The organism is Actinomycetospora sp. TBRC 11914, assembly GCF_012933465.1.
Classification (GTDB): Bacteria; Actinomycetota; Actinomycetes; order Mycobacteriales; family Pseudonocardiaceae; genus Actinomycetospora.
The window spans coordinates 512,816-538,813 of sequence record NZ_JABBND010000001.1; the positions used below are offsets into that span (position 1 = coordinate 512,816).

23 protein-coding genes are annotated in these 25,998 nt (G+C 73.8%); 13 read left to right on the plus strand and 10 right to left on the minus strand.

The genetic code is table 11. The features are described from left to right. Window positions 1–113 precede the first annotated feature (113 nt). Window positions 114–2,129, plus strand: coding sequence for a S9 family peptidase (locus HH311_RS02475; RefSeq protein WP_169181971.1), 2,016 nt, complete (start codon window positions 114–116; stop codon window positions 2,127–2,129). A gap of 24 nt (window positions 2,130–2,153) precedes the next feature. On the opposite strand, the gene HH311_RS02480 is transcribed toward HH311_RS02475, so the two are convergent. After that, window positions 2,154–3,701, minus strand: coding sequence for a uracil-xanthine permease family protein (locus tag HH311_RS02480; protein ID WP_169181972.1), 1,548 nt, complete (start codon window positions 3,699–3,701; stop codon window positions 2,154–2,156). 141 nt (window positions 3,702–3,842) lie between these two features. Beyond that, window positions 3,843–4,598 (minus strand): hypothetical protein, encoded by a 756-nt coding sequence (locus tag HH311_RS02485; RefSeq protein WP_169181973.1) that lies wholly within the window; start codon window positions 4,596–4,598, stop codon window positions 3,843–3,845. Window positions 4,599–4,764: 166 nt separating this feature from the next. Between HH311_RS02485 and HH311_RS02490 the strand changes: the two genes are divergently transcribed. The 4 genes from HH311_RS02490 (at window position 4,765) to HH311_RS02505 (ending at window position 7,674) form a co-directional block, all read left to right on the plus strand. Beyond that, entirely contained in the window at window positions 4,765–5,337 is a 573-nt protein-coding gene (locus tag HH311_RS02490; protein ID WP_169181974.1) for a hypothetical protein, read from the plus strand. After that, complete coding sequence (locus tag HH311_RS02495) at window positions 5,334–6,326, plus strand: HTTM domain-containing protein (RefSeq protein WP_169181975.1); 993 nt, start codon at window positions 5,334–5,336, stop codon at window positions 6,324–6,326. The genes HH311_RS02490 and HH311_RS02495 overlap by 4 nt, the downstream gene beginning before the upstream one ends. A gap of 135 nt (window positions 6,327–6,461) precedes the next feature. Next, the gene (locus HH311_RS02500; RefSeq protein WP_169181976.1) at window positions 6,462–7,025 is read left to right on the plus strand and encodes a hypothetical protein; all 564 of its coding nucleotides are present in this window, start codon (window positions 6,462–6,464) and stop codon (window positions 7,023–7,025) included. A gap of 19 nt (window positions 7,026–7,044) precedes the next feature. Continuing rightward, the gene (locus HH311_RS02505; RefSeq protein WP_169181977.1) at window positions 7,045–7,674 is read left to right on the plus strand and encodes a class F sortase; all 630 of its coding nucleotides are present in this window, start codon (window positions 7,045–7,047) and stop codon (window positions 7,672–7,674) included. A gap of 2 nt (window positions 7,675–7,676) precedes the next feature. Here the strand turns inward: HH311_RS02505 and HH311_RS02510 are convergent, their stop codons facing one another. Continuing rightward, entirely contained in the window at window positions 7,677–9,434 is a 1,758-nt protein-coding gene (locus tag HH311_RS02510) for a hypothetical protein (RefSeq protein WP_169181978.1), read from the minus strand. A gap of 96 nt (window positions 9,435–9,530) precedes the next feature. On the opposite strand from HH311_RS02510, the gene HH311_RS02515 reads away from it, so the two are divergent. Further along, a complete protein-coding gene (locus HH311_RS02515) occupies window positions 9,531–10,727 on the plus strand; it encodes an acyl-CoA dehydrogenase family protein (RefSeq protein WP_169181979.1) in 1,197 nt (398 codons plus the stop codon). Window positions 10,728–10,730: 3 nt separating this feature from the next. Here the strand turns inward: HH311_RS02515 and HH311_RS02520 are convergent, their stop codons facing one another. Further along, window positions 10,731–12,017 carry a CynX/NimT family MFS transporter gene (locus HH311_RS02520; RefSeq protein WP_169181980.1) on the minus strand — a complete coding sequence of 429 codons (1,287 nt, stop codon included), beginning with the start codon at window positions 12,015–12,017 and terminating at the stop codon, window positions 10,731–10,733. 156 nt (window positions 12,018–12,173) lie between these two features. Here HH311_RS02520 and HH311_RS02525 point away from each other — a divergent pair, with 156 nt between their 5' ends. Then, window positions 12,174–12,389 (plus strand): DUF2795 domain-containing protein, encoded by a 216-nt coding sequence (locus HH311_RS02525; protein WP_169181981.1) that lies wholly within the window; start codon window positions 12,174–12,176, stop codon window positions 12,387–12,389. Between the two features lie 31 nt (window positions 12,390–12,420). After that, window positions 12,421–12,876 (plus strand): pyridoxamine 5'-phosphate oxidase family protein, encoded by a 456-nt coding sequence (locus tag HH311_RS02530; protein WP_169181982.1) that lies wholly within the window; start codon window positions 12,421–12,423, stop codon window positions 12,874–12,876. A 16-nt stretch (window positions 12,877–12,892) separates the two neighbouring features. Here the strand turns inward: HH311_RS02530 and HH311_RS02535 are convergent, their stop codons facing one another. The 4 genes from HH311_RS02535 to HH311_RS02550 form a co-directional block, all read right to left on the minus strand. Next, window positions 12,893–14,554: an acetolactate synthase large subunit gene (locus HH311_RS02535; protein ID WP_169181983.1), complete on the minus strand. Its 1,662-nt coding sequence runs from the start codon at window positions 14,552–14,554 to the stop codon at window positions 12,893–12,895. An 81-nt stretch (window positions 14,555–14,635) separates the two neighbouring features. Further along, window positions 14,636–17,452, minus strand: coding sequence for a cutinase family protein (locus HH311_RS02540; RefSeq protein ID WP_169181984.1), 2,817 nt, complete (start codon window positions 17,450–17,452; stop codon window positions 14,636–14,638). Window positions 17,453–17,687: 235 nt separating this feature from the next. Continuing rightward, window positions 17,688–19,829 (minus strand): prolyl oligopeptidase family serine peptidase, encoded by a 2,142-nt coding sequence (locus HH311_RS02545; protein WP_169181985.1) that lies wholly within the window; start codon window positions 19,827–19,829, stop codon window positions 17,688–17,690. A gap of 29 nt (window positions 19,830–19,858) precedes the next feature. Then, window positions 19,859–20,554: an alpha/beta fold hydrolase gene (locus HH311_RS02550; protein WP_169181986.1), complete on the minus strand. Its 696-nt coding sequence runs from the start codon at window positions 20,552–20,554 to the stop codon at window positions 19,859–19,861. A gap of 80 nt (window positions 20,555–20,634) precedes the next feature. On the opposite strand from HH311_RS02550, the gene HH311_RS02555 reads away from it, so the two are divergent. The 3 genes from HH311_RS02555 (at window position 20,635) to HH311_RS02565 (ending at window position 23,251) form a co-directional block, all read left to right on the plus strand. Further along, a complete protein-coding gene (locus HH311_RS02555; protein ID WP_169181987.1) occupies window positions 20,635–21,525 on the plus strand; it encodes a LysR family transcriptional regulator in 891 nt (296 codons plus the stop codon). 323 nt (window positions 21,526–21,848) lie between these two features. Further along, window positions 21,849–22,205, plus strand: coding sequence for a DUF3817 domain-containing protein (locus tag HH311_RS02560; RefSeq protein ID WP_312029895.1), 357 nt, complete (start codon window positions 21,849–21,851; stop codon window positions 22,203–22,205). Between the two features lie 11 nt (window positions 22,206–22,216). Further along, entirely contained in the window at window positions 22,217–23,251 is a 1,035-nt protein-coding gene (locus HH311_RS02565) for a tryptophan--tRNA ligase (protein WP_312029896.1), read from the plus strand. Window positions 23,252–23,321: 70 nt separating this feature from the next. Here HH311_RS02565 and HH311_RS02570 read toward each other — a convergent pair whose 3' ends face one another. Further along, window positions 23,322–23,594, minus strand: a complete 273-nt coding sequence (locus HH311_RS02570) for a hypothetical protein (RefSeq protein ID WP_169181988.1) — start codon at window positions 23,592–23,594, stop codon at window positions 23,322–23,324. Between the two features lie 227 nt (window positions 23,595–23,821). Continuing rightward, window positions 23,822–24,259, minus strand: coding sequence for an HIT family protein (locus HH311_RS02575; protein ID WP_169181989.1), 438 nt, complete (start codon window positions 24,257–24,259; stop codon window positions 23,822–23,824). A gap of 36 nt (window positions 24,260–24,295) precedes the next feature. On the opposite strand from HH311_RS02575, the gene HH311_RS02580 reads away from it, so the two are divergent. Continuing rightward, window positions 24,296–25,021 carry a type 1 glutamine amidotransferase gene (locus tag HH311_RS02580; protein ID WP_248291994.1) on the plus strand — a complete coding sequence of 242 codons (726 nt, stop codon included), beginning with the start codon at window positions 24,296–24,298 and terminating at the stop codon, window positions 25,019–25,021. Beyond that, the gene (locus tag HH311_RS02585) at window positions 25,018–25,926 is read left to right on the plus strand and encodes a TIGR03854 family LLM class F420-dependent oxidoreductase (protein WP_169181991.1); all 909 of its coding nucleotides are present in this window, start codon (window positions 25,018–25,020) and stop codon (window positions 25,924–25,926) included. The genes HH311_RS02580 and HH311_RS02585 overlap by 4 nt, the downstream gene beginning before the upstream one ends. The last annotated feature ends 72 nt before the right edge of the window (window positions 25,927–25,998 follow it).

Consider the following 25,998-nt stretch of genomic DNA (forward strand, 5'->3'; position numbering starts at 1 on the left):
TCGCCCCGCCCGGCCCCGCGACGGAAGGGCCGGGCACCGCGGGCGACGGTGATCGGCGGGAGCACCGGGATTCCGGCAGCGGTGTGCCACTGCGGGCACTACGGTCGCCGACCGTGCAGCCCGCCGACATCGGACGTCTGGTCACGCCGAGCGATCCGCGGGTCTCGCCCGACGGTGCCCACATCGCCGTCGTCGTCACCCGCGTCGACCTCGAGGCCGACCGGTACCGCAGCGGGCTCTGGCTCGCGGCCGCCGACGCGTCCTCGCCGCCCCGTCCGCTCACCGCGGGCGAGGACGCCGACGCGAACCCGGCGTGGTCCCCGGACGGCACCCGGCTCGCGTTCACCCGCTCCACCCCCGGGAAGCACCGGCTGCTGGTGATGCCGGTCGGCGGGCCCGGCGAGCCGGTGGTCCTCGCCGAGCGCCCGGAGCCGATCGCCGGTCTCGCCTGGTCCCCCGACAGCACCCGCCTGGCCTTCGTCTCCCGCGAGCCGCGGCCCGCCGCCGGGCCGGTCACGGTGCCCGAGGCGGGCCCGGCCGAGCACCCCGTCTCGAAGCCGCCCCGCCGCATCGACCGCCTGTTCCCGAAGCTCGACGGCGAGGGCTGGATCGTCGACCGGCCGCGGGCGCTGTTCCTCGTCGGCACCGACACCCCGGCCCCGCCCCGCCTGCTCGTCGCGCACCGCTACGACGTCGGCACGCCCGCCTGGTCACCGGACGGCCGCTCGCTCGCCGTGTGCACGGTGCCCGACCTCCCCGACGCCGACCTCACGATGGTCGAGGCCCTGCACCTCGTCGACGTCGAGGGCGAGCACGCCGGCGCGCTGCGCCGGCTCACCGGGGAGACGACGACGTCGTTCTCACATCCGTCGTTCTCCCCCGACGGCACCCGGCTCGCGGTGCTCGCCGAGGACACGGCGATCGTGCCCTCCTTCGGCCGCGTCGCGGTCGTCCCGGCGGCGGGCGGCGACCCGACGGTGCTCACCGGCGACCTCGACCGGCAGGCGGCCCCGTTCGTCGGGGTCCGGCCGCCGATCTGGCGCGGTGACGACGAGCTGGTGTTCGCCGTCGAGGAGCACGGCACGCAGCCGCTGTGCCAGGTGCGCACCGACGGCACCGCCGTCCCCGGGCCGGTGCTCGGCGGGACCCGCGCGATCACCGGGTACGACGAGGCCGGCGGCACGCTCGCGGTGGTCACCACGTCGCCGACCGAGCGCCCCGAGCTCGCCGCGGTGCGCGGCGGCGTCGAGACGCGGCTGACGTCGTTCTCCGCGGCCTTCCACCGTGACCTGCCGGCGGAGGCGCCCGAGCACCTCCGCGTGTCGTCTCCGGGCGGCGGGGAGATCGACGCCTGGCTGCTGCGCCCGCGCACCCCCGCCGGGGACCGCGCGCCGGTGCTGCTCTCGGTCCACGGCGGCCCCATGACCCAGTACCCGACGGCGTGGTTCGACGAGTTCGCGCTGTGGGCGGCGGCGGGCTACGCGGTCGTCTGGTGCAACCCGCACGGGTCCACGGGCGACACCGAGGCCTTCCTGCGGTCGATCCGGCCGCCGGAGTCCGACGAGGCCGCCGGCACCGGCTGGGGCGGGGTCGACGCCGACGACGTGCTCGCCGCCCTCGACGCCGCGCTGGCCCACGACCCGTCGCTCGACCCCGAGCGCGTCGGCGTCCTCGGCGGGTCCTACGGCGGGTTCATGACGACGTGGCTGGTCTCGCACACCGACCGCTTCGCCGCTGCCTGCAGCGAGCGGGCCGCCAACAACCTGCTCTCGCTGGAGTGGGGTGGCTCGGACGCGGCCGGCTTCTTCCGGTTCGAGTTCGGCGGCGTCACCCACCTCGACCGGCCCGACGTCTACACGCGCCTCTCGCCGGTCACCTACGCCGCGGACATCCACACGCCGATGCTGCTGCTGCACTCCGACGACGACCTGCGCTGCCCGCCCGAGCAGGCCGACCAGCTCTACCTCGCGCTGCGCCTGCTGGGCCGGGACGTGGAGTACTGGCGCTTCCCCGACGAGGGCCACGAGCTCTCCCGCGCCGGCTCGCCGCGCCACCGGGTGCAGCGCGCGGAGATCGTCCTCGACTTCTTCGCCCGCCACCTCGGCGGCGCCCCGCCCGCGGCCGGCTGACCGGCCGCGGGGGGACGTCCGCGGTCACGCGTCGCTGCGCTGGGCCGTCTGCTCGGGGGCCGCCTGCTCGGGGGCCGCCTGCGCGGGCGCCTCCTCCTCCGGGGTCACCGCGCCCGCCTCGACCGCGGCCTCGACCGCCCCCTCCTTGCGCGGGAAGTTCGGCAGCCAGTGGTTGAAGACCAGGTTCAGCACGAACACGATGATCACCGTCGACGTGATCGACGATCCGAAGATCACCTGGAAGTCGGTCGGGAAGTGCTGGTAGAAGTCCGGCTGGATCGTCGGGATCAGGCCGAACGAGAACGACACCGCGATGATCAGCAGGTTGTGGTTGTTCGGACCGCCGAAGCTCACCTTGTGCAGCGTCTGGATGCCGACGGCGGTGACCATCGCGAACATGACCGTCGCCGCACCGCCGACGACGGGCCCGGGCAGCGCGGCGACGACGGCGCCCACCTTGGGCACCAGCCCCAGGACCACCAGGCCGATGCCGCACACCGTGACCACCCACCGGCTCTTGATGTTCGTCATGCTGACGAGCCCGACGTTCTCGGCGTAGGCGGTGTCGGGGAACGAGTTCATGAACCCGGCGAGGAACGCCGAGAGGCCGTCGACGGCGAGGCCCCGGGCGAGGTCGTTGGGCGAGAGCTCCTTCCCGGTCAGCTCACCGACGGCGAGCATGTCCGCGGTGGACTCGACGTAGGTCACGAGCATGACGATGCACATCGAGATGATCGCCGCGGCCGCGAACTTCGGGGGCCCGAAGTGGAACGGCTCCGCGATCCCGAACCACCCGCTGGAGGCGACGTCGGAGAAGTCGACCAGCCCCATCGGGATGGCGATGACCGTGCCGAGCACGATCGCGATCAGCACCGAGGTCTGCCCGAGGAAGCCGCGGAAGAACCGGGCGAACAGCACGATCATCAGGACGACGACGCCGGCGAGCACGATGTGCGAGACCTGCCCGGAGTCCGGGTTGACCATCTCGGCGACCTTGCCGTCGGAGTCCAGGAACGGCTGGCCCTGCGCGTTGAGCTCGGGGATCTTCGCGGTGAACGTCGAGGTCTTGTCGCCCGCGATGAGCCCGACGTTGGCGCCGATGAGCGAGAGCCCGATCATCGCGATGACCGTGCCGGTGACCAGCGGCGGGAAGTACCTGATGACCATCGAGAACGGTTTCGCGATGATCACCCCGAAGATCCCGGCGATGATCATGGCGCCGTACACGTAGGGCAGGCCATCGCGCCCGCCGTACGAGGTGGCGATGATGATCATCGGGTTCAGGACGGTGAAGGTGGCCCCCGCGACGACGGGGAGCTTCACGCCGAGGATCTTGCCGATCCCGGCCGACTGGATGATCGACGCGATCCCGCACACCAGCAGGTCGGCGCTGACCAGGATCGCGATGTCGGACTCGTCGAGGCCCACCGCGGGCCCGACGATGAGCGGGACGGCGATCGCCCCGGCGTACATGATGAAGAGGTGCTGGAGGCCCAGCACCACGAGCCTGGGCAGCGGCAGGACCTCGTCCACGGGGTGGACGGCGTCCTTGGCGGGCGCGTGCGACGTCACGGCGACCTCCGGGGGTGGGCGTCCCCGGAACACGTCCGGGTTCAGACCCGCACCACGATGAACGCGCTCCGTGACACCGCCCGCAACCCCGCGTGACGGGGCTGTGTCGCGACGGGACGAACCGGACCTTTCACCCGCGGCTCAGGCGGCGACGGTCACCGGCTGGTCCACGGTCCGGGCGAGCGCCTCGCCGACGGCCCGCTGGGTGGCCGCCGACGTCAGCTGCGCGATGTGCCCGCAGGGGACCACGACGTTGTGGGCGTACGGGTCGTGGCTCGACCGCCACGGCACCGCGCCGTCCGACCGGCAGTAGATGCTGGTGAAGGGGATGTCCTGCGGCCACGGCGCCCGCAGCGACTCCCGGAACCGCGCGCAGCAGCGCCCGACCAGGCAGCCCAGCCCGTAGAGCCCGGGCACCCCGGCCGTGCCGGCGGCCGCGAGGCCCCAGACGATCGCTGACATGTGCGGCGTCATGCCCCAGAGGTCGAACGGGGTGCCGACCGTGACCAGGTGCGACACGGCGTCGGGCGCCTCGACGCCGACGGCGCGGGCGAACTGCCCGCCACGGCTGTGCCCGACCAGCCGGACCGGGCGGCCGGCGTCGTCGGCGAGCTCGCGAACCCGCCGCACGAGCGAGGTGACGGTGCGCCGGGCGCACCCCATCCCGGCGCCGAGCGTGTACGGCGTGACGTCATAGCCGAGCCGGGTGAGCCAGAGGCTCATCGGCTCCAGGCAGGGACGCGTCTCGCTGAGGCCACCGAGGAGGACGACGGGTCCGTCGCCGGGGTGCTCGACCGCCTCGGCCTCACCGACGGAGCGGTGCCGCAGCCCGGTCAGCCCGATCGTGGCCCGGCCGGCCTGTTCGAGGCCGAGGCCCACCACCTGGTTCCACCACATCGTGACCCCTCCCCGAGGGAGCCGACGGCGTCGTCGCCGTACGAACGGTCGGTTACCCACTGGTCACCGAGCAGGAAACCGGCGGCGGGCCGTCGTCACGCCGCTGCTAGGTTCGCGCGGTCCCACCCCGTGACGGACATCGCGGAGCCCCGATGAGCAGCGCCGGATGAGCACCGACAGCGAGACCCGGGTCGAGGACGGCCCGGACGAGACCGAGGACCTGCAGCGGCGACTGGAGCGCACGACCCGTGGTCGGGTGCTGATCAGTGTGGTCATCGTCGTGCTGCTCGGCACGGTGCTGGTCGTCAACATGCCGGACTCGATCACCAAGCGGGCGCTCCTGCACGCCGCGTCGCCCGTCGCGAACGTCCTCGGGCTCGACCAGGGCTGGGCGGTCTACGCGCCCTCGCCGCGCAAGGAGAGCACCTACCTGGAGGCGCGGGTCCTCGAGCGCGACGGCACCACGACGACCTATCCGGTCCCCATGCAGCACGGCCTCGCCGAGTACTGGGACTACCGGTGGCAGCGGTACGCGGACACGCTGCTCAACGGTCCCGACAACAAGCCACGCTGGGCGCCCTACGCGCGGTGGGTCGCCGACCAGGACCGCGCCGCGGGCCACTCCCCCACCGTCGTGACGCTCGTGAACATCTCGTCGGTCAGCCAGCCGCCGGACGCGCCGACCCCGAGGACCCCGTGGAGCGAGCACCCGTTCTTCTCGATCGGGGTCGGCTCGTGAGCGCGGGCGCGCTCGTGCGCGGGGCCGGCGAGCGGGTGTGGGGCGCGTGGGAGCGCTTCTTCTTCACCCCGGAGTCGACCGCGCCCCTCGCGGTCTTCCGGATCGCGTACGGCATCGTGATCACGCTCTGGACGCTGACCCAACTGCCGCACCTGTTCGTCTTCTACGGACCGGACGGGGTCCTCCCGACCCCGCCGGCGGTCAGCGCCGGGCAGTGGGGCGTGCTGACGATGGTGAACTCGGTCCCCGTCCTCGCCGTGGTCTGGCTGGCCACGTTGCTGTCCGGCCTCGCGCTCCTGGTCGGGACCTCGCCGCGGATCGCGGCGATCGTGCTGCTCGTGGGCATGGTCGCCCTGACCCGCCGCGACCCCTACGTGCTGAACTCCGGCGACATCCTGCTGCGGGTGCTCGCGGTCTACCTGGTCTTCGCGCCGTCGGCGGAGAGCCTGTCCTGGGATCGGTGGCGCCGGGACCGCGAGCACTTCTGGGAGTTCCCGCGCCGCGCGCCGTGGGCGATGCGGATGCTGCAGGTGCAACTCTCCGTCATCTACCTGGCGGCCGTCTGGGCGAAGCTGCAGGGCGACGTCTGGCGCAACGGCACGGCGATCACCTACGCGCTCCGGATGCTGGACCAGCTGCGCCTCCCGACGCCGGGCTTCGTCGCCGGCTCGCCCCTGCTGGTCGAGTGGTTCACGTTCGGGACCCTGCTGACGGAGCTCTCGATCGGGCTGTTCGTGTGGAACCGCCGCGCCCGCTGGTGGGTCCTCGGGGCCGGGTTCCTCATGCACCTGAGCATCGAGCTCTTCATCATGGTCGGCTTCTTCAGCATCGGCATGTGGTGCCTCTACCTGGTGTTCCTGCCGCCGGAGGGCACCGATCGGGCGGTGCTGGCGCTGCGCGACCGCCGGCGCGCGCGGCGGGCGGACGACGCCCGTCCTCCCACGGAGCGAGAGGCGGCGACCCCGGAGCCGTCCGTCACCGAATCGTAAGCATCCCGAGCAGCTACTGCGTCGTTGCGACGTAACAGGGACCTCCGTGAAGCCGACACGCGGTGTGTCGTGATGTTCGCCCGACCAGGGGACAGGTGTGGAATGAGCCAGAGGCGGCGCAGAACCGTCAAGAGAATGGGGGCCGTCGCGGCAGGAGTGCTGCTCGCCGGCCTGGTGGCGTCCGGGGTGGCGACCGCCCAGGTACAGACCGCGGCACCGGCTTCGCTGCCGGCGCAGAGCACGGACAGCACGTCGAGCACGTCGAGCACGTCGAGCACCGACTCGACCTCGAGCACGTCGTCGACGTCGAGCGCACTCAGCGTCGCGTCCTCGCTGAGCGTGGTGTCCTCGCTGAGCACCGACTCGACCTCGAGCACGTCCTCGACCTCGAGCACCTCGTCCGTGCTGAGCGTGATCAGCAGCCTCTCGGTCATCTCCGACCTCTCGACGAGCAGCACGTCGACGAGCAGCACGTCGACGAGCAGCACCGGCTCCACCAGCGGGATCGAGACCATCTACGCGCCGCCGCAGTACTACGGCGGCAACTACGGGCACCGGTACTACGGGCGCTACTGGGACAAGGGCTGCGGCTGCGACCGGTACGCCTCGCCGAACTACGTCCCGCAGACTGTCGTCGCGACCCAGGTGGCCTCGGTGCCCAAGGGTGGCGTGAACACCGGCGACGGTTCGTTCCAGTGACGTTCGTGGGGAGCCGCGCATGACCAGCACCGACGAGACTCCCCCCACCCGGGGGCGGTCGAAGACCGACTCGGTGACCCTGAAGATCGGGATCGGCCTGGTCGTCGTGCTCGCCCTCATCGGTCTGGTCGTCGCGGGGACCTCGAAGTCCTCGGGCGGCTCGGACTCCGATGTGCAGACCCTGGCGGCCTCGATCCCGACGTCGGTGAACGTGCCGTCGATCGGGGCGAAGTCGTCGTTGATGGACCTCGGGCAGAACTCCGACGGCAGCCTCGCGGTGCCGCCGCTGAACAACCCGATGCAGGCCGGCTGGTACGACAAGAGCCCGACGCCGGGCTCGCTCGGCCCGGCCGTGATCCTCGGTCACGTCAACGGGGACGGGAAGGCCGGCATCTTCTACAAGCTGAAGGACGTCAAGGCGGGCGACCAGGTGATGGTGGCCCGTCAGGACGGGCAGACCGCGATCTTCACGGTCTCCCACATCGACACCGTCCCGAAGGCCGCCTTCCCGGCGGACCAGGTCTACGGCGACACCCCGGACGCCGAGCTGCGTCTGATCACCTGCGGTGGGGTCTTCGACCCGGCCGCGAAGAGCTACGAGGCCAACGTGATCGTCTACGCGAACCTCACCGAGGTCCGGAAGACCTAGCGTCAGCCTCCCCGCGCCGCCGTCGCGGCCGCCGTCCCGTAGGGCGACGGCCGCACGGCGGCGCCGCACGTCCAGCTGGTCGGTCCCGCGTGGTTGAGGGAGACCAGCAGCGCGTCCATCACCTGCTGCGAGACGAGCTGGGCGTCCGCGAGGTGGTCGCCGTCGGGCACCGCGTCCCGGCGGACGTACGTCCTGCCGCCCTGGTCGTTGGTCCAGATCAGCTCGTAGTCCCGGTCGAGCCGGGGGTCGGTGAACAGCCCGCTGCCCTCCGGGATGTTCCACCCCTTCCAGAGCCGCATGAAGGTCGGGCGGACCTGCTCGAAGAGGTGGTCCCGCAGCCCGGCCATGTCCCCGCGCGCCCAGTAGCCGGCGATCACCGGGTCGGTGAGTCCCGCGAGGTCGACGAAGCGCAGCCGGCTCCCGAGGGCCACGCCGCCCGCGTCCACCCCGAGCACCGAGCCCGACCGCACCCCCAGCGCATCGGCTCCCGCGTCGATGGTCTCCGCGGTGGACCGTGTGACCTCGCAGAGCGGCAGGGTCGGGCGGGCGCGGAAGGACGCGGCCGCGGTCGTCCAGCTCACCGCGCTCGACAGTGCGGCGACGACGAGGACGCCCACGAGCACCCGCCGCCCCGTGCTGCGCCGCTCCGGGAGCACGGCCGCCACCGAGACCACGGCGACCAGGGCGAGCAGCGGCCACACCGGGGTCGCGAAACGCGCCAGCGCCATCCAGTCGGCCGCGAGCACCGCGTAGGCCAGGAGGGCCAGGCCGAGCGGCACCAGGAGCACCCGCACGACGACGGCAGCCGGCGCACTGCGCCGCGAGAGGACCACCCCGACCGCCCCGGCCACCACCAGGCACGCCAGCCACCCGGCCAGGCCGACGAGGTCCGCGGGCCGGGCCAGGTCGAGCGTGGAGAGCACGCCCTGCTGCTTGGCCCGGGCCGTCGTCGGGAGCAGGGCGCCGAACTCGGCCAGGCGCCAGATCTCGTAGAGCACGACCGGCGCCGCGCCGGCGGCGAACGACGTGGCCGCCGCCCGCAGCCGACGGACGCGCAGCTCCGCCGACCCGGCCGTGACGAGCACCGCGAGCGGGTGGGCGAGCAGGTACACCGCGCCGTCGGGCCGGGTCAGCGCGGCCAGCCCGGCGAGGAGGCCGCAGGTGACCGCCACGCGGGGTTCGAGGAGCCGGCCGTCGAGAGCCGCGGTCACCAGCCGGGCGGCCAGCACCACCACGACGACGGCGAGGAGCGGGTTCTCCAGTCCGCTGCCGATCCAGACGACGTAGGGCGGCGCGGCCGCCGTGAGGGCTCCGGCCAGCACGGTGACCGTCACGGGGCTGCGCGCGACCCGCACGGCGACGCGGTGGAACGCCCAGAAGATCCCGGCCGAGCACAGGACCGCGAGCACCTTCGGGAACGCGACCAGGTCCGGCACCCCGAACCAGGCGCCGTGGTCCACGAGCCCGAGCCAGCGCCCGACGACGAGGACGGCGAGCCACGCGGGGTCCGACCAGCCCTCCGACGGTGCGGCGCCGGGCTGCAGCACCGGGCCTGCACCCGTCGCGATCGACCGGGCGTAGGCCATGGTGATCCCGGCGTCGTCGACGATCCAGCGGCCGTAGACGAGCAGGTGGAGCCCGACGAGCACCGTCGGGACCCCGACGGCGACCGCGGTGTCCGCACGGGATCCGGCGCGGGGCGGGGCGCCGCGCTCGGCGTCCTCCGGGGCCGCGTCCCCCCGGTCCACGGTCGTCGACACGCCCGTGTTCCTACCGGGGATGGCGCGGTCGGACAGCGCGGGGGTCGGACGGCGCCGAGAATGTCGGCGCGCCATCGCCTGCTCCCTGGAGGAACCGTGCCCGGACCCGCCACCCCGACCGTCGCGGCCACCACCGAGGCGCAGGAGGAGCTGCGGGGCCGCGTCCGGGAGCTGTGCGCACGGTTCCCGGACGAGTACTGGCGGGAGCGGGACCGGCGGCGCGAGTACCCGGACGCCTTCGTCGACGCGCTCACCGAGGCCGGGTTCCTCGCGGTGCTGATCCCGACCGAGTACGGCGGGGGCGGGCTCGGGATCACCGAGGGCTCGATCGTGCTCGAGGAGATCAACCGCTCGGGCGGGCACTCCGCGGGCTGCCACGCGCAGATGTACACGATGGGCGCGCTGCTCAAGCACGGCTCGGAGCAGCAGAAGAAGACCTACCTGCCGGGGATCGCCGACGGCTCGGTCCGGCTGCAGGCGTTCTCGATCACCGAGCCCGAGGCCGGCTCGAACACCCCGGACATCCGCACCACGGCCATCCGTGACGGCGACGACTACGTCATCACCGGGCACAAGAACTGGACGAGCCGCATCGAGCAGTCCGACCTCGCCCTGGTGCTGGCCCGCACCAGCCCGCGCGGCGAGGACCCGGCCGAGCGCACCCGGGGGATCAGCCTCTTCCTGGTCGACCTGCGGGAGGTGCGCCGCTCCGAGCCCGACACGCTGAAGGTCGAGCCGGTGCGCACGATGTTCAACTACGCCACCAACGAGGTGCACTACAACGACATGCGGGTGCCCGCGAGCGCGCTGATCGGCGAGGAGGGGAAGGGCTTCCGCTACGTCATCGACGGGTGGAACGCCGAGCGCATCCTGCTCGCGGCCGAGGCGGTCGGCGACGGCTACTGGTTCCTCGACCGCGCCGTCGACTACGCGTCGCACCGGGAAGTGTTCGGCCGGCCGATCGGCGCCAACCAGGGCGTGCAGTTCCCGCTGGCGCGCGCGTACGCCCAGGTCGGGGCGGCGGACCTCATGCGCTACCGCGCGGCGGGGCTCTTCGACGCCGGCGAGAAGTGCGGCGAGCAGGCCAACCTCGCGAAGTTCCTCGCCAGCGAGGCGAGCTGGCAGGCCGGCAACGCGTGCCTGGACACCCACGGCGGCTACGGCTTCGTCGACACCTGGGACGTCGAGCGCAAGTTCCGCGAGACGCGGATGTACCAGGTGGCGCCGGTGAACAACAACCTCGTGCTGGCCTACGTCGGGCAGCACGTGCTGGGGCTGCCGCGGTCGTACTGACCGTCAGGTCGGGCGGGCGCGGGTGGCGGCCCACCCGCTCGCGCTGAGCGCCACCAGCGCCCCGAGGACCAGCACGAGCGGTGCCGTCCAGGCGGCACCGACGCCACCGACCCCGTGCAGCGCGCCGACCACCGTCGGCCCGAGCGCGCCGACCGCGTACCCGCCGGTCTGCATGAACGCGCCGAGGCGGCGGTTCCCGTCGGTGGAGCGCGACGCCGCCAGGACGGCGGAGAAGAAGACGAAGAAGCCGCCGCCCTGGGCGGCCCCGCCGAGGGCGCACCACAGCGGCCAGAGCGCCGGGGCGAAGAGCAGCCCCCCGGGCAGCGCCAGCCAGCCCAGCGCCACGGGGACGAACGCCGCCCGCAGGCTGCCGGTGCGGGTGCGGACGAGCGGGGTGGCGAGGGCACCCGCGACCGCGAGGATCTGGAAGAGCGACGACGCGACCCCGGCGCTGGCCGGCCCGAGGCCGCGCAGGTCGGCGAGGATCTCGGGCAGCCAGGCCGTGAGGCCGTAGTAGCTGAACGACTGACCGGCGAAGGCCGCGACGAGCAGCCAGCCGACGGGGCGGCGCCAGGGTGGGCGCTCGGCGGTCGTCGCACCGGTCGGGAGGGCACGCCCTGCGGGTTCGTGCTCGTAGGGTTCGTGCTCGTCGGGTTCGCGCTCGTCGGTCACCGACCGCCCAACCGCGCCGAACCCGCCGGGACGCCGGCGGACCGCGACCACCCACAGCGCCGCCGCCGCCAGCGCCACGACGAGCCACGCGAGGAGCGCGACCCGCCACCCGACCCCGTCGGCGAGGGGCACCGTGATCGACAGCGTGATCATCGACCCGATGTTCATGACGGCCGTGTAGGCGCCCAGCAGCGGGCCGGAGCGGTGCGGGAAGTCCCGCCCGATGATCACCGGCACCACGACGTTGCCCACGGTGATCCCGATACCGATCAGAACGGTGCCGCCCAAGGCCCCGGCCACGCCGTCGGAGGAGCGCAGCAGGGTCCCGGCCCCGAGCACCGCCAGCCCGACGAGCACCGCGCGCTCCGGTCCGATCCGGCCGATCAACCACGAGGCCGGGGACGACGCGACGGCGAAGGCCAGCACCGGCAGGCTCGTGAGCAGCCCGGCGACCGCCGCCGGCACCCCGAGGTCGGTGCGGATCGCGTCGACGACGGGCGCCACCGCGACGATCGGCCCGCGCAGGTTGAGCGCGACGAGCAGGACGGCGACCGCGAGGAGCGACCCGCCGGTGGCCGACGCCGCCGCCGGCCGCGTCGCGCCGGTGGAGGTGGTCACGAGCGTCCACTCTCGCCGAGGCCCCGGCGGACGCGCCCGGACCGGAGGCCTCCGTCACGGTGTGAGGTGTGCCGACCACCTCACGGCGGGCAGCCGCGCGGCACCGACGGCGTCCGCGGGCGGACCGCGGACCGGCACGCGAGTGAGGAGACGACGATGACCGACCGCGACGACGCCCGGGTGCGCAAGGCCCTGCAGGGCATGGACTTCCCCGCCGAGCGCAACGACCTCGTGGCCTACGCGACGGACCGGGGCGTGTCCGACGACGCCACCCTGACGGCCCTCGCCGAGCTGCCCGAGGGTCGCTACTCCTCGATCGACGACGTGGTGGCCGCGGTGCCGCAGCGCCCGGGGACGACGAGCAACCGCTGACGCTGTCGGGGGTCGCTGCTAGACCTCGGCCGTGGCGACGTGGACCGAGGTGGAACGGGCGGCCCCCGAGCTCGCGGCACGAGTGGCCGCGCTGCTCGGGCGCGGCAAGCACAAGACGATGGCGACGCTGCGGCGCGACGGCTCCCCGCGCCTGTCCGGCATCGAGACCGAGTTCTCCGACGGCGAGCTGTCGCTGGGGATGATGGCCGGCTCGCGCAAGCTGGCCGACGTCCGGCGCGATCCCCGGATCGCGCTGCACTCGCCGTCGGTGGATCCCCCGGAGGACGACCCGACGCAGTGGCCGGGCGAGGCGCGGGTGTCGGGCCGCGTCCGGGAGGTCCCGTATCCCGGCGAGGGACCCGACGGCACCTACTTCGCCGTCGACGTCACCGAGCTCGTGCTGACCGAGATCGCGCCGACGGCCGACAAGCTGATCATCACGTCCTGGCGCCCCGGCGAGCAGGTCCGCCGCGTCGAGCGGACCTGACCGCCGGGGCCGGGCGTCAGTGGGCGATGAGCTGGCCGAGGCGCCGGGTCAGCTTGACGTTCTCCCGGTAGTCCACCGGCACGACGATCACCGAGGGGCGGTCGCGCTGGTCGAACGCCTCCTTGAGCGCGGGACGCAGCTCGTCGGCGCTGGTGATGCGGCGGGCGTGGCACCCGAGGCCCTCCGAGACCTTCACGAGGTCCGGGGAGGGGAAGTCGGTGCCGAAGTGCCGGCCGAACTCGACCTCCTGCTTCCAGGAGATCAGGCCGTAGCCGTTGTCCTCCCACACCAGGTTGACCGGGGCCACGCCCAGACGGACCGCGGTGGCGAGCTCGGCGCCGTTCATCAGGAACCCGCCGTCGCCGGAGATGGCGCAGACGCGCAGGTCGGGGTGCACCAGCGACGCCGAGACCCCGCCCGGCACTGCGATCCCCATCGAGCAGAAGCCGTTGGAGATGATGCAGCTGTTCGGCGTGTAGGTCGGGTAGTGCCGCGCGACCCACATCTTGTGGGCCCCGACGTCGGAGATCAGGATGTCGTCGTCGCCCATCTCGGCGCGCAGCTCGGCCAGGATGCGCTGCGGCTTCATGGGGAAGTCGCCGGTCTCCTCCTCGGCGGAGGCACCGCCCTCGCCGATCTCCTCGCTCAGGTGCGCGCGGGCCCGGGCGTGCGCCTCGATGTCGGGGAAGCGGTGGGCGTCGGTCAGGCCCTCGTTGATCTCCCACAGGGCCGCGGCGATGTCACCCACGATCTCGACGTTGGGCCGGTAGGCACCGTCGACCTCGGCGGGGTCGAAGTCGATGTGCAGCAGCCGCTTGGACCGGCCGATGTTCCAGCGCGACGGCGGCCACTCGACCATGTCGTAGCCGACCGCGATGACCAGGTCGGCGGCCTCGAACACCTCGGTGACGTAGTCGCGGGACCCGAGCCCGACCGCGTAGAGGCTGCGCTCGTGGCGGTCGGACAGGGCGCCCTTGCCCATGAACGTCATGCCGGCGTAGATGCCGGTCTCGTCGACGAAGCGCTGCAGCTGACGGCTCACCCGGGTGCGCACGCAACCCTGGCCGACCAGCACGACCGGACGCTCGGAGCGGGCGATGAGGTCGAGCGCGGCCTGCACCGACTTGTCGTCGGGCACCGGGCGGCGCACCTTCTCCGGCGGCACGATCGGCGCGCTGTCGACCTCGTGCTTGGCGATGTCCTCGGGCAGCTCGACGTGGGTGGCGCCCGGCTTCTCGGCTGCCGCGAGCTTGAACGCCTTGCGGATGACCTCGGGGATCGTGGTCTCGTCGCGCAGGGACGTCGTCCACTTGGTGATCGGCGTGAACATCTCGACGACGTTCATCGCCTGGTGCGACTCCTTGTGCAGCCGCGTCGTCGCACCCTGACCGGTGATCGCGACCACCGGGGAGTTGTCCATGTTGGCGTTGGCGACGCCCGTCACGAGGTTCGCCGCGCCCGGTCCGAGCGTGGACAGGCACACTCCCGGGTTGCCCGAGAGGCGGCCGTAGACGTCCGCCATGAATGCCGCACCGGCCTCGTGGTGCGTCGGCACGAAGCGGACCTTCGAGTCCCGCATGGACATGAGGAGATCGGCGTTCTCCTCACCGGGGACACCGAACACGTACTCGACGTCCTCGGCCTCCAGGCACCGGACGAACAGATCGCTGGCCCTCACGGTCACGCTCCCCACTGATCGCTGACGACCCAGCCTGTACCCGGTCGGGGCCGTGGGTTACCCCTGGGATGGAGAGATCGCTCACCCGGACGCGGCCGCGGCCGGGGCGCCCGCCGCCTCGTACTCGTCGCGCCCCGCTCCGGCCGAACCCGCCGTCCCGGTGCCCGTCCCGCTGCTCCCCGCCGCAGACTCGGACGGCACCGAGGACGTCGTCGGGGAGGCCGCGACGCCTGTGTCGCGGTCGGCGGAGGCGCCCGCGCCCGTCGTCGTGCCCGCACCGGAGCCGTCGTTTGCACCCGCGAGGTCGGACACCGACTCCAGGGTCTTGCCGACCTTGAGGTCGTTGACGAAGAGCGTGCTGTCCTGCGTGATCGCCTCGTCGCGGTAGATGCCGGTCTTGAGGTAGGCGCTCCCCTGCACGTTCGACTCCGGGGTCCTGAAGCCGGAGAGGGTCTGCTGGCCGTTGCACCAGGCGTCGACCGCCCCGCCGAACGTGATCCCGAGCCGGAACGAGAACGCCTGGCCGTCGGTGACCGGGCAGAAGTCCTTCTCGTTCCGCCCGTTGTTGGCCAGCCGCAGCTGCCCCTTCCCGACCTCCACCGCCAGCGGCGGGCTCCCGGTCCCCGGCTGCTTGAACTGCATGATCACCTGCCAGGTGTCGGTGGTCGTCGGGAACCCCTTGGCGAAGAAGCCCGAGTAGCCGACGAAGGCCTTCTGGCCCTCCTGGAACTCCGGGACGTCCGGCTCGGCCTCGGTGCGCTTCCCACCGCCCGGCATCTCGAACTTCACCGCCTGGCGGCCCGGCACGTTCGGCGAGGCCGCGCTGCTGGGATCGGTGGCGTTCTGGTTGTTCCACGGGGTCGACTTGAACCCGGTGAGGCCCTTGCCCAGCGACCACGCCGCGTCGGTCTTCGTCCTCGTGGAGGCGTCGTCCTCGCTCGAGGGGGTGGTCGTGGTGGTCCCGCCCGTCTTGTCCTTGTCCTTGTCCTTCTTCTCGCCCGTCTTCTTCTGGCTCGTGCCGTTGCCGGGTGTGGTGCTCTTGGTGGCGGACCCGGACGGTGCGCGCGTCGAGGCCGGGGCGGAGGACTCGGCACCCGTCGTCCCTGTCGCGGAGGACCCGGCGCCCGACCCGGCGTCGGTGCCGTACCCGTCATCAGCCGACGAGGTCCCGGCCGTCGAACCGGTGCTCGACGTGCCCGTCGAACCCTGCCCGGAGGACCCGGTCGTCGAGGAGTCGCTGCCCTCGTCCGCGGTGGTCGTGGACGACGCCGAGCCCGAACGACGGGTCGACACCCCGGCTCCGGCACCTGCGTCGCCGCCGGTCGACGACTCGGAGGTGGCGGGCGGTGCGGTGGTCGTCGTGACCCCGGTGCCGCCCGTCCCGGCTGCTCCACCCTGGTCGTAGGACCCTCCGGTCGCTGCCCCGCCTGTCCTCGGAGCGGTACCGGCGCCCGCCGACCCCGTGCCCGGCGACCCCGTGCCCGGCGACCCCGTGCCCGTCGACGCCGTGCCCGTCGACCCCGTGGGAGCGGACTCCGTCGAGTAGTCGCCCGCCGACCCGGTTCCCGCCGACCCGGTTCCCGCCGACCCGGTTCCCGCCGACCCGGTTCCCGCCGACCCCGTGCTCGTCGATCCCGTCCCCGCCGATCCCGTCCCCGTCGAGTCCGGCTCCGCCGACGCTGTCCCTGTCGGCTCCGCGCCCGACGTCGTCGTCGCTTCCGGTCCGGACTGCGGGGCGGTGCCCGCGCCGGTCGCTGCGGGTCCGGCCGTCGTCGGGATCGCGGCGACGACCTTGCCGAGCGAGGTCGCGGCCCACTGGGGCGCCGTCGTGCCCGACGCGACCGGGAGCTGCTGGTAGGAGGCGTGCACGGGCGACGCGACGGCCTGCTCGAGCGGCGGCGAGGCGGCGTTCGCGGGGCTGTCGCACACCGGGTCGCCCGGGGCGCAGATCTCGATGGTGCGGGCGTCGAGCGAGCCGAACCCGACCGCCCGCGGCGGCAGCGCCCCCTGTCCCGCCGTGCCGTCGGGGACCGCGCGGGTGCGCGGGCTGCGGGCCGGGTCCCCGAAGAGGCCGACCGCCTGCACGAGCGTGGCGGGGATGCGGGGCTCCAGGCCGGTGCCGACCCGGGAGGCGAGGTCACCCGCCACCTGCGCGCCCTGCGAGTACCCGAAGAGCATGAGCGAGCCCGTGGGGCAGCCGTCGACGTGGTCGCCCACCGCCGTGGCCAGCGACGACACCGCGTCGGACTCGGCCGACGCGAACGACCCGCCCGTCGGGGGTGCCGGGACGGTGACCACCGAGACCTTCTCGCCGAACTGCTTCGCCAGGGGATCGGTGACACCGCGGAGCACGTCCGAGGACCCGCCCTGGCCGTCGACGGCGTAGATGGTCACCGGCCGGCACGAGTCGGGCAGCGCCTGCGACGTGGACAGCGTGGCCACCCCGGTCCCGACCGCCCCGACGACGACCGCGACCGCGACCAGCCCGGCGATCACCAGGGAGGAGACGGGGCGGCGGGGTCGGGTCGACGACGGGGGCGAGACCCACGCGGAGCCCGCCGGGGCGGTGGCGACGGTGGGGACGGGCCGCGGCGGCGGGACGACGTGGACGGTCGTGCGGTCCACCGTCGTGACGGGTTCCTCCGGGACGACCCGCGGGAGGGGCTGGGTGGCCGGCGCCTCGAGGAGGGTGACCGTGCCGTGGGGGCTCACCGCCACGAGCGTTACCGCGGCGCCGTCGACGACCTCGACCCGCAGGTCACGCCCCGAGCGCGCGGCGTGCCGGCGGGCGGCGGCCAGGCCGACCTCCGTCGCCGAGGTGTGCGGCGGGACCGGGAGCGTGCGCCCGTCGGCGAGGACACCGGGCCCCTCCGGGCCGTGCGTCAGCTGCAAGCGCACGTCCGGCGCCGTGCCCGCGCCGTCTGGCTGCTCCGCGCCCACCTCGGTCCCTCCACCGCCGACTCGTCCCCGAACCGCCGACCAGGGTCGACGGTGCGCGGAGCGCGTGGGTGCGGTTTGGAGAAACCCGTGGGACCGATTTCGGCGATCGGCGACGGGGCTTTACTGCCACTGGATCTGCCAGCGATGCGACTGAGCACGCCGATAGGGACGCTTCGCTGGCATCCCGACAGGCTCACCCCACCCCGAGCGACTCCTTGAGGAACGCCACCTGCAGGCGCAGCAGGTTCTCCGCCACCACTTCCTGCGGCGTCATGTGCGTGACCCCGGAGAGCGGCAGCACCTCGTGGGGGCGCCCGGCCGCGAGCAGCGCCGAGGAGAGGCGCAGGGTGTGCGCGGCGACGACGTTGTCGTCGGCGAGCCCGTGCACGAGCATCAGCGGCCGGTGCGGGGCCGCCGTGGTCGCCGGGCGCTCGGCGTCGGCGACGATCGACGAGCGCGCGTACGCGTCCGGCCACGACGACGGCGTCCCGAGGTAGCGCTCGGTGTAGTGGGTGTCGTAGAGCGCCCAGTCGGTCACCGGGGCGCCCGCCACGGCCGCGTGCACCGCGTCCGGTCGGCGCAGCACCGCGAGCGCCGCCAGGTAGCCCCCGAACGACCAGCCCCGGATCCCGACGCGCGACAGGTCGAGGTCCTCCACCTCGGCCGCGGCGGCCGCCAGCGCCGCCAGCTGGTCCTCGAGCACGGGGAGGGCGAGGTCCCCGTGCACCTCCCGCTCGAAGGCCGGCCCCCGGCCCGGCGTCCCGCGCCCGTCGGCGACGACCACCGCGAACCCCTGGTCGGCGAACCACTGGCTCGTCAGGTAGGCGCCCCGCGCGTCGACGACGCGCTGCGCGTGCGGCCCGCCGTAGGGGTCGAGCAGCACCGGCAGGCGTTCCGAGCCCGGGATGTGGTGGCGGGGCAGCAGCACGGCGGTCGCGAGCCCCCGCTCCCCCGCCGCGAACTGGTGCACCCGCGGCTCGAGGCGCGGTGACTCGACGACCGAGCGCAGGCTCGTCGAGGTCCCCGGGCCGGTCACCGTGGTGACGGTGCCGTCGTGGTCGAGGGAGGCCTGCGCGACGACGAGGACCCCGCCCGCGAGCCGTCCCGACGCCACACCGCGCTCCGCGCTCACCGGGCTCACCCCGGCCTCGCGGGACCAGACGTGCAGCACCGTCGACGTCGGCGCCCCGGCGAGCGACGCGCCGAAGAGCACGGTGTCGCCGTCCACGTCGGCCACGCCCCGGACCTGCAGCTCGGGACCGGTCACGGCCTCGCCGTCGACGACGAGCCGGCGGGCGTCGTCGACGTCGGCGCACCAGACGAGGGCCCCGTCCGAGAGGTGGGCGGGGACGCCGGGCACCAGGTCGACCCAGGCGTCGTCGACGTCGGAGCGGACCTCCGTGGACGCGCCCGACGACGGGTCCACCGCCCGCAGCGTCACCCGTTTCTGGTCCCGCGGCGCCGTCGTCACCAGCAGGCCGTGGGTGTCCCAGTCGACCGCGGCGAGGTACTCGTCGCCGCCGAGGTCGACGTCGGCGCGCGCCCCGTCGAGGCCCAGCAGGTGCAGCGTCACCGTGGCGTTGGTGGTCCCGGCGGCGGGGTAGGCGACGGCGGTCGGCTCGCGGTCGGGGTTGGCCGGGTCGGCGATGTACCAGCGGGTCACGGCCGCGTCGTCGACCCGCGCGACGGCGAGCGCGGCCCCGTCGGGCGCCCACCAGAACCCGCGGTAGCGGTTCATCTCCTCGGCGGCCACGAAGTCGGCCAGGCCCCAGGTGACGTGCTCGGCGTCGGGCGTCGCGAGCGTCGTCGTCTCCCCGGTGGCGAGGGCGTGCACGTGCAGCGCGCCGCCGCGGACGAAGCCGACGCGGGTTCCCGACGGGTCCGGGCGCGGGTCGACGACGGGTCCCTCTACCGCCAGCGCCGTCGGCGTCGATCCGGGCGTGAGCCCGACGGTGAACGCCCGCCCGGAGAGCACGAACGCGGCGGTCGCGACGTCGCGGTCGGTCGCGTAGTCGACGACGCCGCCGGACTGCTCACGCACCCGCTCCCGCCGGGCCTTCTCCTCGGGGGGCAGGTCGTCCTCGCCCGGCACGTCGAGCGCCAGGGGGTCGACGAGCAGGTGCTCCTCGCGGGTGGCGACGTCGAGCACCCACAGGCAGGTCACCGGGTCGTCGCCGCCGCGGCTGCGCAGGAAGACGACCCGGGCACCGTCGGGCGAGACGACCACACCGCGGGGGGCGCCGAGCGTGAACCGTCGGGTGGCGGCCTGGCGGCGGGGGAACGAGTCCGCCCCGGGGCTCTCGGGGACGACGGTCTCGGGGTTCGCGACGCTCACGGGCCGCCATCCTGCCCGGCAACGGGGGCTCAGCGCGCCGCCACGTCCGCGAGCACCTCCCCGACGAGCCCGACGAGCACGTCCGGCCCGTCGGCGAGGACGTTGTGGGTGGTGGGCAGGTCGTGCACGGTCCACGTCGGGTCGGCGCGCAGCCGGTCCGCGACCGGCCCGAAGGGCGAGACCGGGGTCCAGGCCGGGTGGGCGGCCAGCGCGTAGTGCTTGACCGGGACGTCGCGGTGCGCGCCGGTCAGCGGGATCCGCTGGACGAGGCTCGCGAGCGGGTGGCCGGTGGCGCGGGCGTCGAACTGGGGCATGGGGTCGACGAGCACGCCGGTGCGGGCGGCGCCGTCGAGGTACCAGGCGCGCATCGCGTCGTTCACCGACGCCCAGCAGGAGTCGCCGTCCTCGGGGGCGAACCCGTCGACGGTGGCCATCCCGACGACGCGTCCGGGCAGGGCATCCGCGACGCCCGCGACCACCATGCCGCCGTAGCTGTGCCCGACGAGGACGAGGTCGCCGTCGAGGTCGCGCAGCCGGGCGACGAGGTCGGCGACGTGGCTCGCGAGGTTCGTCGTGCCGTCCAGCTCGTCCGCCCGCTCGCACAGGCCCGGGAGGGTGACGGCGAGGGCGCGGTGGCCGCGGGCGGTCAGGGCCTCGACGACGGGGGCGTACCACCAGGCGCCGTGGCACGCGCCGGGGACGAGGACGACGGTCGGGCTGCTCATGGTGTCGAGCGTGGCGGCCCGCTCGGCAGAAGTCGAAGACCTGCTCGTGCTGCCGGTCAGAAGCAGTGATGATGGTCGACGTGCAGCTCCACCAGCTCGAGTACCTGGTCGCGGTGGTCGACGAGGGTGGGTTCACCCGCGCTGCGGCCCGGCTCCGGGTCGCCCAGCCCGGCGTGAGCGCGCAGGTGCGCAAGCTGGAGCGGGAGCTCGGGCACACCCTGCTCGACCGGTCCGGCCACCGGGTGCGTCCGACGCCGGTCGGGATGGAGGTGGTCGCGGCGGCGCGGGCTGCGCTCGACGCGGTGGCCGGCGTGCGACGGGTGGTCGACGACCTCGACGGCCTGCTCCGCGGGTCGGTCCGCGCCGGGATGGTGGGGTCGGGGCCGTTCCTGGACGTGCCCGGCGTCGTCGCCGACTTCTCCGCCGCGCACCCGCACGTGGTGTGCTCACTGGTCGAGCAGGGGTCGGGGCCGCTGGTCGAGGGACTGCGCGCGGGACGGCTGGACGTGGCGCTGGTCGGCGCGGCCGGCCCGCTGCCCGAGGACCTCGAGGGCCGGACCGTCAGCGAGCAGCCACTGGTGGTGGCGGTGCCGCCGGATCATCCGTTGGCGTCGTCGCCGGCAGCCGGCCCCGACGACCTCGCCGGCCGCGACCTCGTCCTCCCGGTCGAGGGCAACGCGCTGCGGGAGGCGGTGGAGCTCGCGTGCGCGTCGGTCTCGCCGGCGCCGCGGGTGACGGCCAGCGCGAGCGACCCGACGGTGCTCGCCCGGATGGCCGCGCGCGGGCTCGGGCTCGCGGTGCTGCCGTCGTCGGTGTCGGCGCTGCGCACCGAGGAGCTCACGACGGTGCCGTTCACGGCTCCCGGGGTGCGGTCGCGGCTGGTCCTGGCGTGGCCGCCTGGGGAGGCGAGCCCGGCCGCGGCCGCGTTGCGGGCGGCGCTGCTCGACGCCGTGGTCGCGCCGGCCCGGTGAGCTGCGCGGACAGATCGCACGGCCCCAGACAGTCGCCCCCGTGCTCTGCCCCCGCGCACCGACTGTCTGGGACCGCGCTCACGACCCCGGTACCGACACGGACGGGGTGCGAGCGAGGTCCAATCTGACACGAGCCCGGACGGGAGGTGCAGGGACGGAGGGTGGTGATCAGTGCCCGGACGACCCTTGACGCAGGGGTGGATCGTCCGAGGGGCCGGAGGCCCGGCTCGGATCTCCACACCGGGGCCCGTCGTCGTGACCTCGGCAACGTCGGGCCCGGCGTCACACGGGGACCACGCGCCCGTGCGGCACAGTGCTCGGCCGTGAGCTCCCCGTCCGTGACCACCCGCTCCCGGATCGACCCCGTCCTCCTGGCCCGGGCGTTCCGCACCGTCGCGATCGCCGAGGCCTGCTCGTGGACGGGCCTGCTGATCGGGATGGTGTTCAAGTACCTCGTGGTCCACGACGACATCGGCGTGCGGATCTTCGGGATGATCCACGGCATCCTGTTCATCGCCTACGTGGTGATCACGCTCCTCACCGCACGGACCTTCCGCTGGCGTGCCGGGACGACGGTGCTCGGGCTGCTCGCGAGCATCCCGCCCCTCACCACGCTGTGGTTCGAGCACTCGGCCCACCGCCGCGGCCTGATCGACGGGGAGCGCGCCCGGCAGGGATAGGCTCGAGGATCGTGGTGAGCACGGAGAACGCCCCGGTCACGCGCACGAAGACGTCCCTGACCGGCGTCAAGCCGACCGGGGAGCCCCACCTGGGGAACCTGATCGGCGCCATCGAGCCCGCGATCGCATTGGCGGGCGACCACGAGTCGCTCTACTTCATCGCCGACTACCACGCGCTGACGACCGCGCGGGACCCCGAGCTGCTCCACCACTGGACGCGGTCGGTGGCCGCGACCTGGCTCGCCGCGGGCCTCGACCCGGAGCGGACGGTCTTCTACAAGCAGTCCGACGTCCCCGAGACGTTCGAGCTGACGTGGATCCTGTCCTGCATCACCGGCAAGGGGCTGATGAACCGCGCCCACGCCTACAAGGCCGCACGGGACGCCAACGTCGCCGCCGGCGAGGACCCGGACGCCGGGATCAACATGGGGACCTACAACTACCCGATCCTCATGGCCGTCGACATCCTGATCATGGAGGCCGACCTCGTCCCGGTCGGGCGTGACCAGGCCCAGCACGTCGAGATCGCCGCCGACATCGCCGGGAGCTTCAACCACCTCTACGGCTCGGGCTACCGGTTCCGGATCCCGGAGGCCGTGATCCCGGCGGAGACGACGGGGCACACCCTGCCCGGGCTCGACGGCCGCAAGATGTCGAAGTCGTACGACAACTACATCCCGCTGTTCCTGCCCGCGCCGAAGCTGCGCAAGCTGGTGCGGCGCATCCCGACGGACTCGACGCCGGTCGAGGCCCCCAAGGACCCCGACACGTCGGCGGTGTTCCAGATCCTCGCGCAGTTCGCGCCCGACGACGTCGTCGCGGACACCCGCCGTCGGCTCGAGGCGGGCGGGGTCGGCTGGGGCGACCTCAAGAACCAGCTCGCCGACGTCCTCGAGGACCGGCTCGGGCCGATGCGCGAGCGCTACGAGGCGCTCATGGAGCCGGGCAGCGAGCTCGACGACGTCCTCGCCCGGGGCGGGGAGATCGCGCGGGAGCGGGCCCGGCGGGTGCTGGGCTCGGTGCGCTCGGCGATCGGGATCGACTAGGTGGGCGAAGCCCTCGTGAGCAGTAACTGTCGCTATACCGACAGTTAGTGCTCACAGGGCCGGAGGCCACCTACCGGAGCACCTGGTGGAACCCGGAGTCGACGTCGCGCGGGCGCTGCGCCGGGACGTCGTCGACGAGGAACTCGGGGGTGTCCGGCACGTGCGGCACCTCGGCCAGCCACATCGCGAGGGCGCCGTCGGCCACGGCGCCGCGGCCCTGGTGGCTGAGGTCCCCGTCGACCGCCGAGCCCTTGCGGAGCAGCGCCCCGAGCCCGAGGGCCGCGACCACCGAGACGGCGCACCACGCCCCGACGAGTACGGCGACCCATCCCAGGACCGTCATGCCCACCTCCGTGATCGGCGTCGAACCGGTCGCGCTCGGTGACCGCTCGGTGACCCTCGCCGCCCGTCCGCGCGTCGTGACTATCGCAGTACGAGCGGTGAGGTTGGGCCGGATCCACCTGATCGGACGTACAACCTGAGACCGCTGAGCGCGTCCCACCGGCCGCTCACCTCCGGACAGACCCTCAGGAACCACCAACCGCACCACGTGATCATGGTGCGCACGGCCTAGTCGACGCCCGTCGCGCCGTCCTCCAGCAGCCGTTCCCCGATGCGCTGCGCGACGGATGCCGCCTCGTCCGTGTCGCGGTAGGGGTGACGGGGTCCGAGGAAGAACCGCAACCCGTCCTTGGGGCGGCGGGGGATGACGTGCAGGTGCAGGTGGGGCACCGACTGGCTCACCACGTTGTTGACGAGCACCAGCGACCCGGGCGCGTCCATCGCGGACTCCACCGCCCGCTCGAGCCGCTGCGCGAGGGTGGAGAAGTGCGTCACGCGCCCGGTCGGCAGGTCGGCGAGCGTCGTCACGTGGAGGCGCGGGACGAGCAGCACATGGCCCGGGAACACCGGCTTGGCGTCCAGGAAGGCGACCGTCTCGTCGTCGGTGTGCACGACGTGGGCCGAGGCCGACCCGTCGATGATCGCGCAGAACGCACAGGGCTTCACCGGACGAAGTCCACCATCCTGTGCGTTGTGCCTGACATGGACTCCCCGACGATGCTGGTGATCGGTCACGAGGTGACGCCCGAGGTGGTGCTGGTCCAGGCCGGGACACTCGGCTCCTGGGCGGCGCGGCACGGCGTGCGCCTCGTGCCGGCCGTCGCGGGCGGTGACCTGCCCGACCCGGCGGGGTTCGACGCGGTCGCCGTGCTCGGCTCCGCCCAGGGCGCGTGGGACGACGCCGTGCCCTGGCTCGCCGACGAGATCACCTACCTGGAGCGGGCGATCGCCGCCGACGTGCCGATCCTGGGCATCTGCTTCGGCGGGCAGCTCCTCGCCCGGGTCCTCGGCGGCACCGCGCACCGCGCCGACGGCCACCACGAGAACGGCTGGCGCACCATCGCCACCGAGGCCCCCGACGTGATCGTCGAGGGACCCTGGATGGAGTTCCACTTCGACACCTTCACCGCCCCGCCGACCGCCGAGGTCCTCGCCCGCTCCGAGCGCTGCGACCAGGCCTTCCGCCAGGGCTGCCACCTTGGGGTCCAGTTCCACCCCGAGATCACGCCGGCCGAGTTCGAGACCTGGGTGTCGCGCTGGACCGGCACCACGATCGAGGACCGGTTCGGGGAGCTCGGCATCACGACCGAGGGGCTGCGCGCCGAGACCGCTACGCGCGCCGAGACCTCGCGGCTGGCCTCGTGGCGGCTGTTCGACGACTTCGGCCGTCGCGCCGGGCTCCTGCGCCGGGAGGCGGGCGCGGCATGAGCGACCTCAAGGTCCGGATCGGCCTCGGGGCCGGGCTCGCCCTGGCCGACCCCCTCGCGGACACCCGCGCCCTCGTCGACGGGTGCGAGCGGCGCGGCATCGACTCGCTGTGGTTCCCCGACCGGATCGCCTCCGACGCCGTCGAGCCCCTCACCGCGATGGGCTGGGCCGCGGGCCGCACCGAGCACCTGAAGCTCGGCACCGGCGTCGTCGTACTGCCCGGCCGCAACCCCGCCGTCGTCGCCCACCAGCTCGCCTCCCTGGCCGCGCTCGCCCCGAGGCGCATCCTGCCGTCGTTCGGGCTGCAGCCCGCGACGCGCTCGGAGCGCACCGCCTACCCGGTGCCCGGTCCGCGCGCCGCGGTGTTCGAGGAGGCGCTCGTCGTGGTCCGGCGCCTGCTCACCGAGGAGGTCGTCACCCACCACGGGCGGTTCTTCACCCTCGACGCGGCCTCGGTCGGCCCGCGGCCGGCCAAGCCCCTCGACCTGTGGCTCGGCGGGCTCGTCCCCGCCGCCCTCGAGCGGGTGGGGCGCCTCGCCGACGGCTGGCTCGCCTCGTTCGTCACCCCCGCGGAGGCCGCCGCGGCCCGCGCGGTGATCGCCGGGGCCGCCGACGCCGCCGGCCGCGAGGTCGAGGAGGACCACTACGGCACGAACCTGCTGGTCCTGCCGCCGGAGGCGACCGACGACGACGTCGAGCAGGCCTACGCGACGACGTCCCGACGCCGGCCCGAGGTCGACCCCGCGACGCTGATCGCCCGGGACTGGGCGCAGGCGCGCCGGCTGGTCGGCGAGTTCGTCGAGGGCGGGATCACGAAGTTCGTAGTGCGCCCCGCCATCGCCCCGCCCCGCTGGGAGGACTTCCTCGACGCCTTCGACGCCGAACTGGTCCCGCTGCAGACCTAGCGGGCGCGTCCCCCACGGGCGCGACCCTCGTCGTCGCGTCCGTGGCGCTCGGATCCGTTGCGTCGTTCTCGG

Coding starts and splice junctions, on each gene's coding strand:
- HH311_RS02525 (WP_169181981.1), top strand. CDS start 12,174: ATGACCGACCGCGACGACGCCCGGGTGCGCAAGGCCCTGCAGGGCATG.
- HH311_RS02550 (WP_169181986.1), bottom strand. CDS start 20,554: ATGAGCAGCCCGACCGTCGTCCTCGTCCCCGGCGCGTGCCACGGCGCC.
- HH311_RS02580 (WP_248291994.1), top strand. CDS start 24,296: ATGGACTCCCCGACGATGCTGGTGATCGGTCACGAGGTGACGCCCGAG.
- HH311_RS02570 (WP_169181988.1), bottom strand. CDS start 23,594: ATGACGGTCCTGGGATGGGTCGCCGTACTCGTCGGGGCGTGGTGCGCC.
- HH311_RS02505 (WP_169181977.1), top strand. CDS start 7,045: ATGACCAGCACCGACGAGACTCCCCCCACCCGGGGGCGGTCGAAGACC.
- HH311_RS02490 (WP_169181974.1), top strand. CDS start 4,765: ATGAGCACCGACAGCGAGACCCGGGTCGAGGACGGCCCGGACGAGACC.
- HH311_RS02585 (WP_169181991.1), top strand. CDS start 25,018: ATGAGCGACCTCAAGGTCCGGATCGGCCTCGGGGCCGGGCTCGCCCTG.
- HH311_RS02485 (WP_169181973.1), bottom strand. CDS start 4,598: ATGTGGTGGAACCAGGTGGTGGGCCTCGGCCTCGAACAGGCCGGCCGG.
- HH311_RS02500 (WP_169181976.1), top strand. CDS start 6,462: ATGGGGGCCGTCGCGGCAGGAGTGCTGCTCGCCGGCCTGGTGGCGTCC.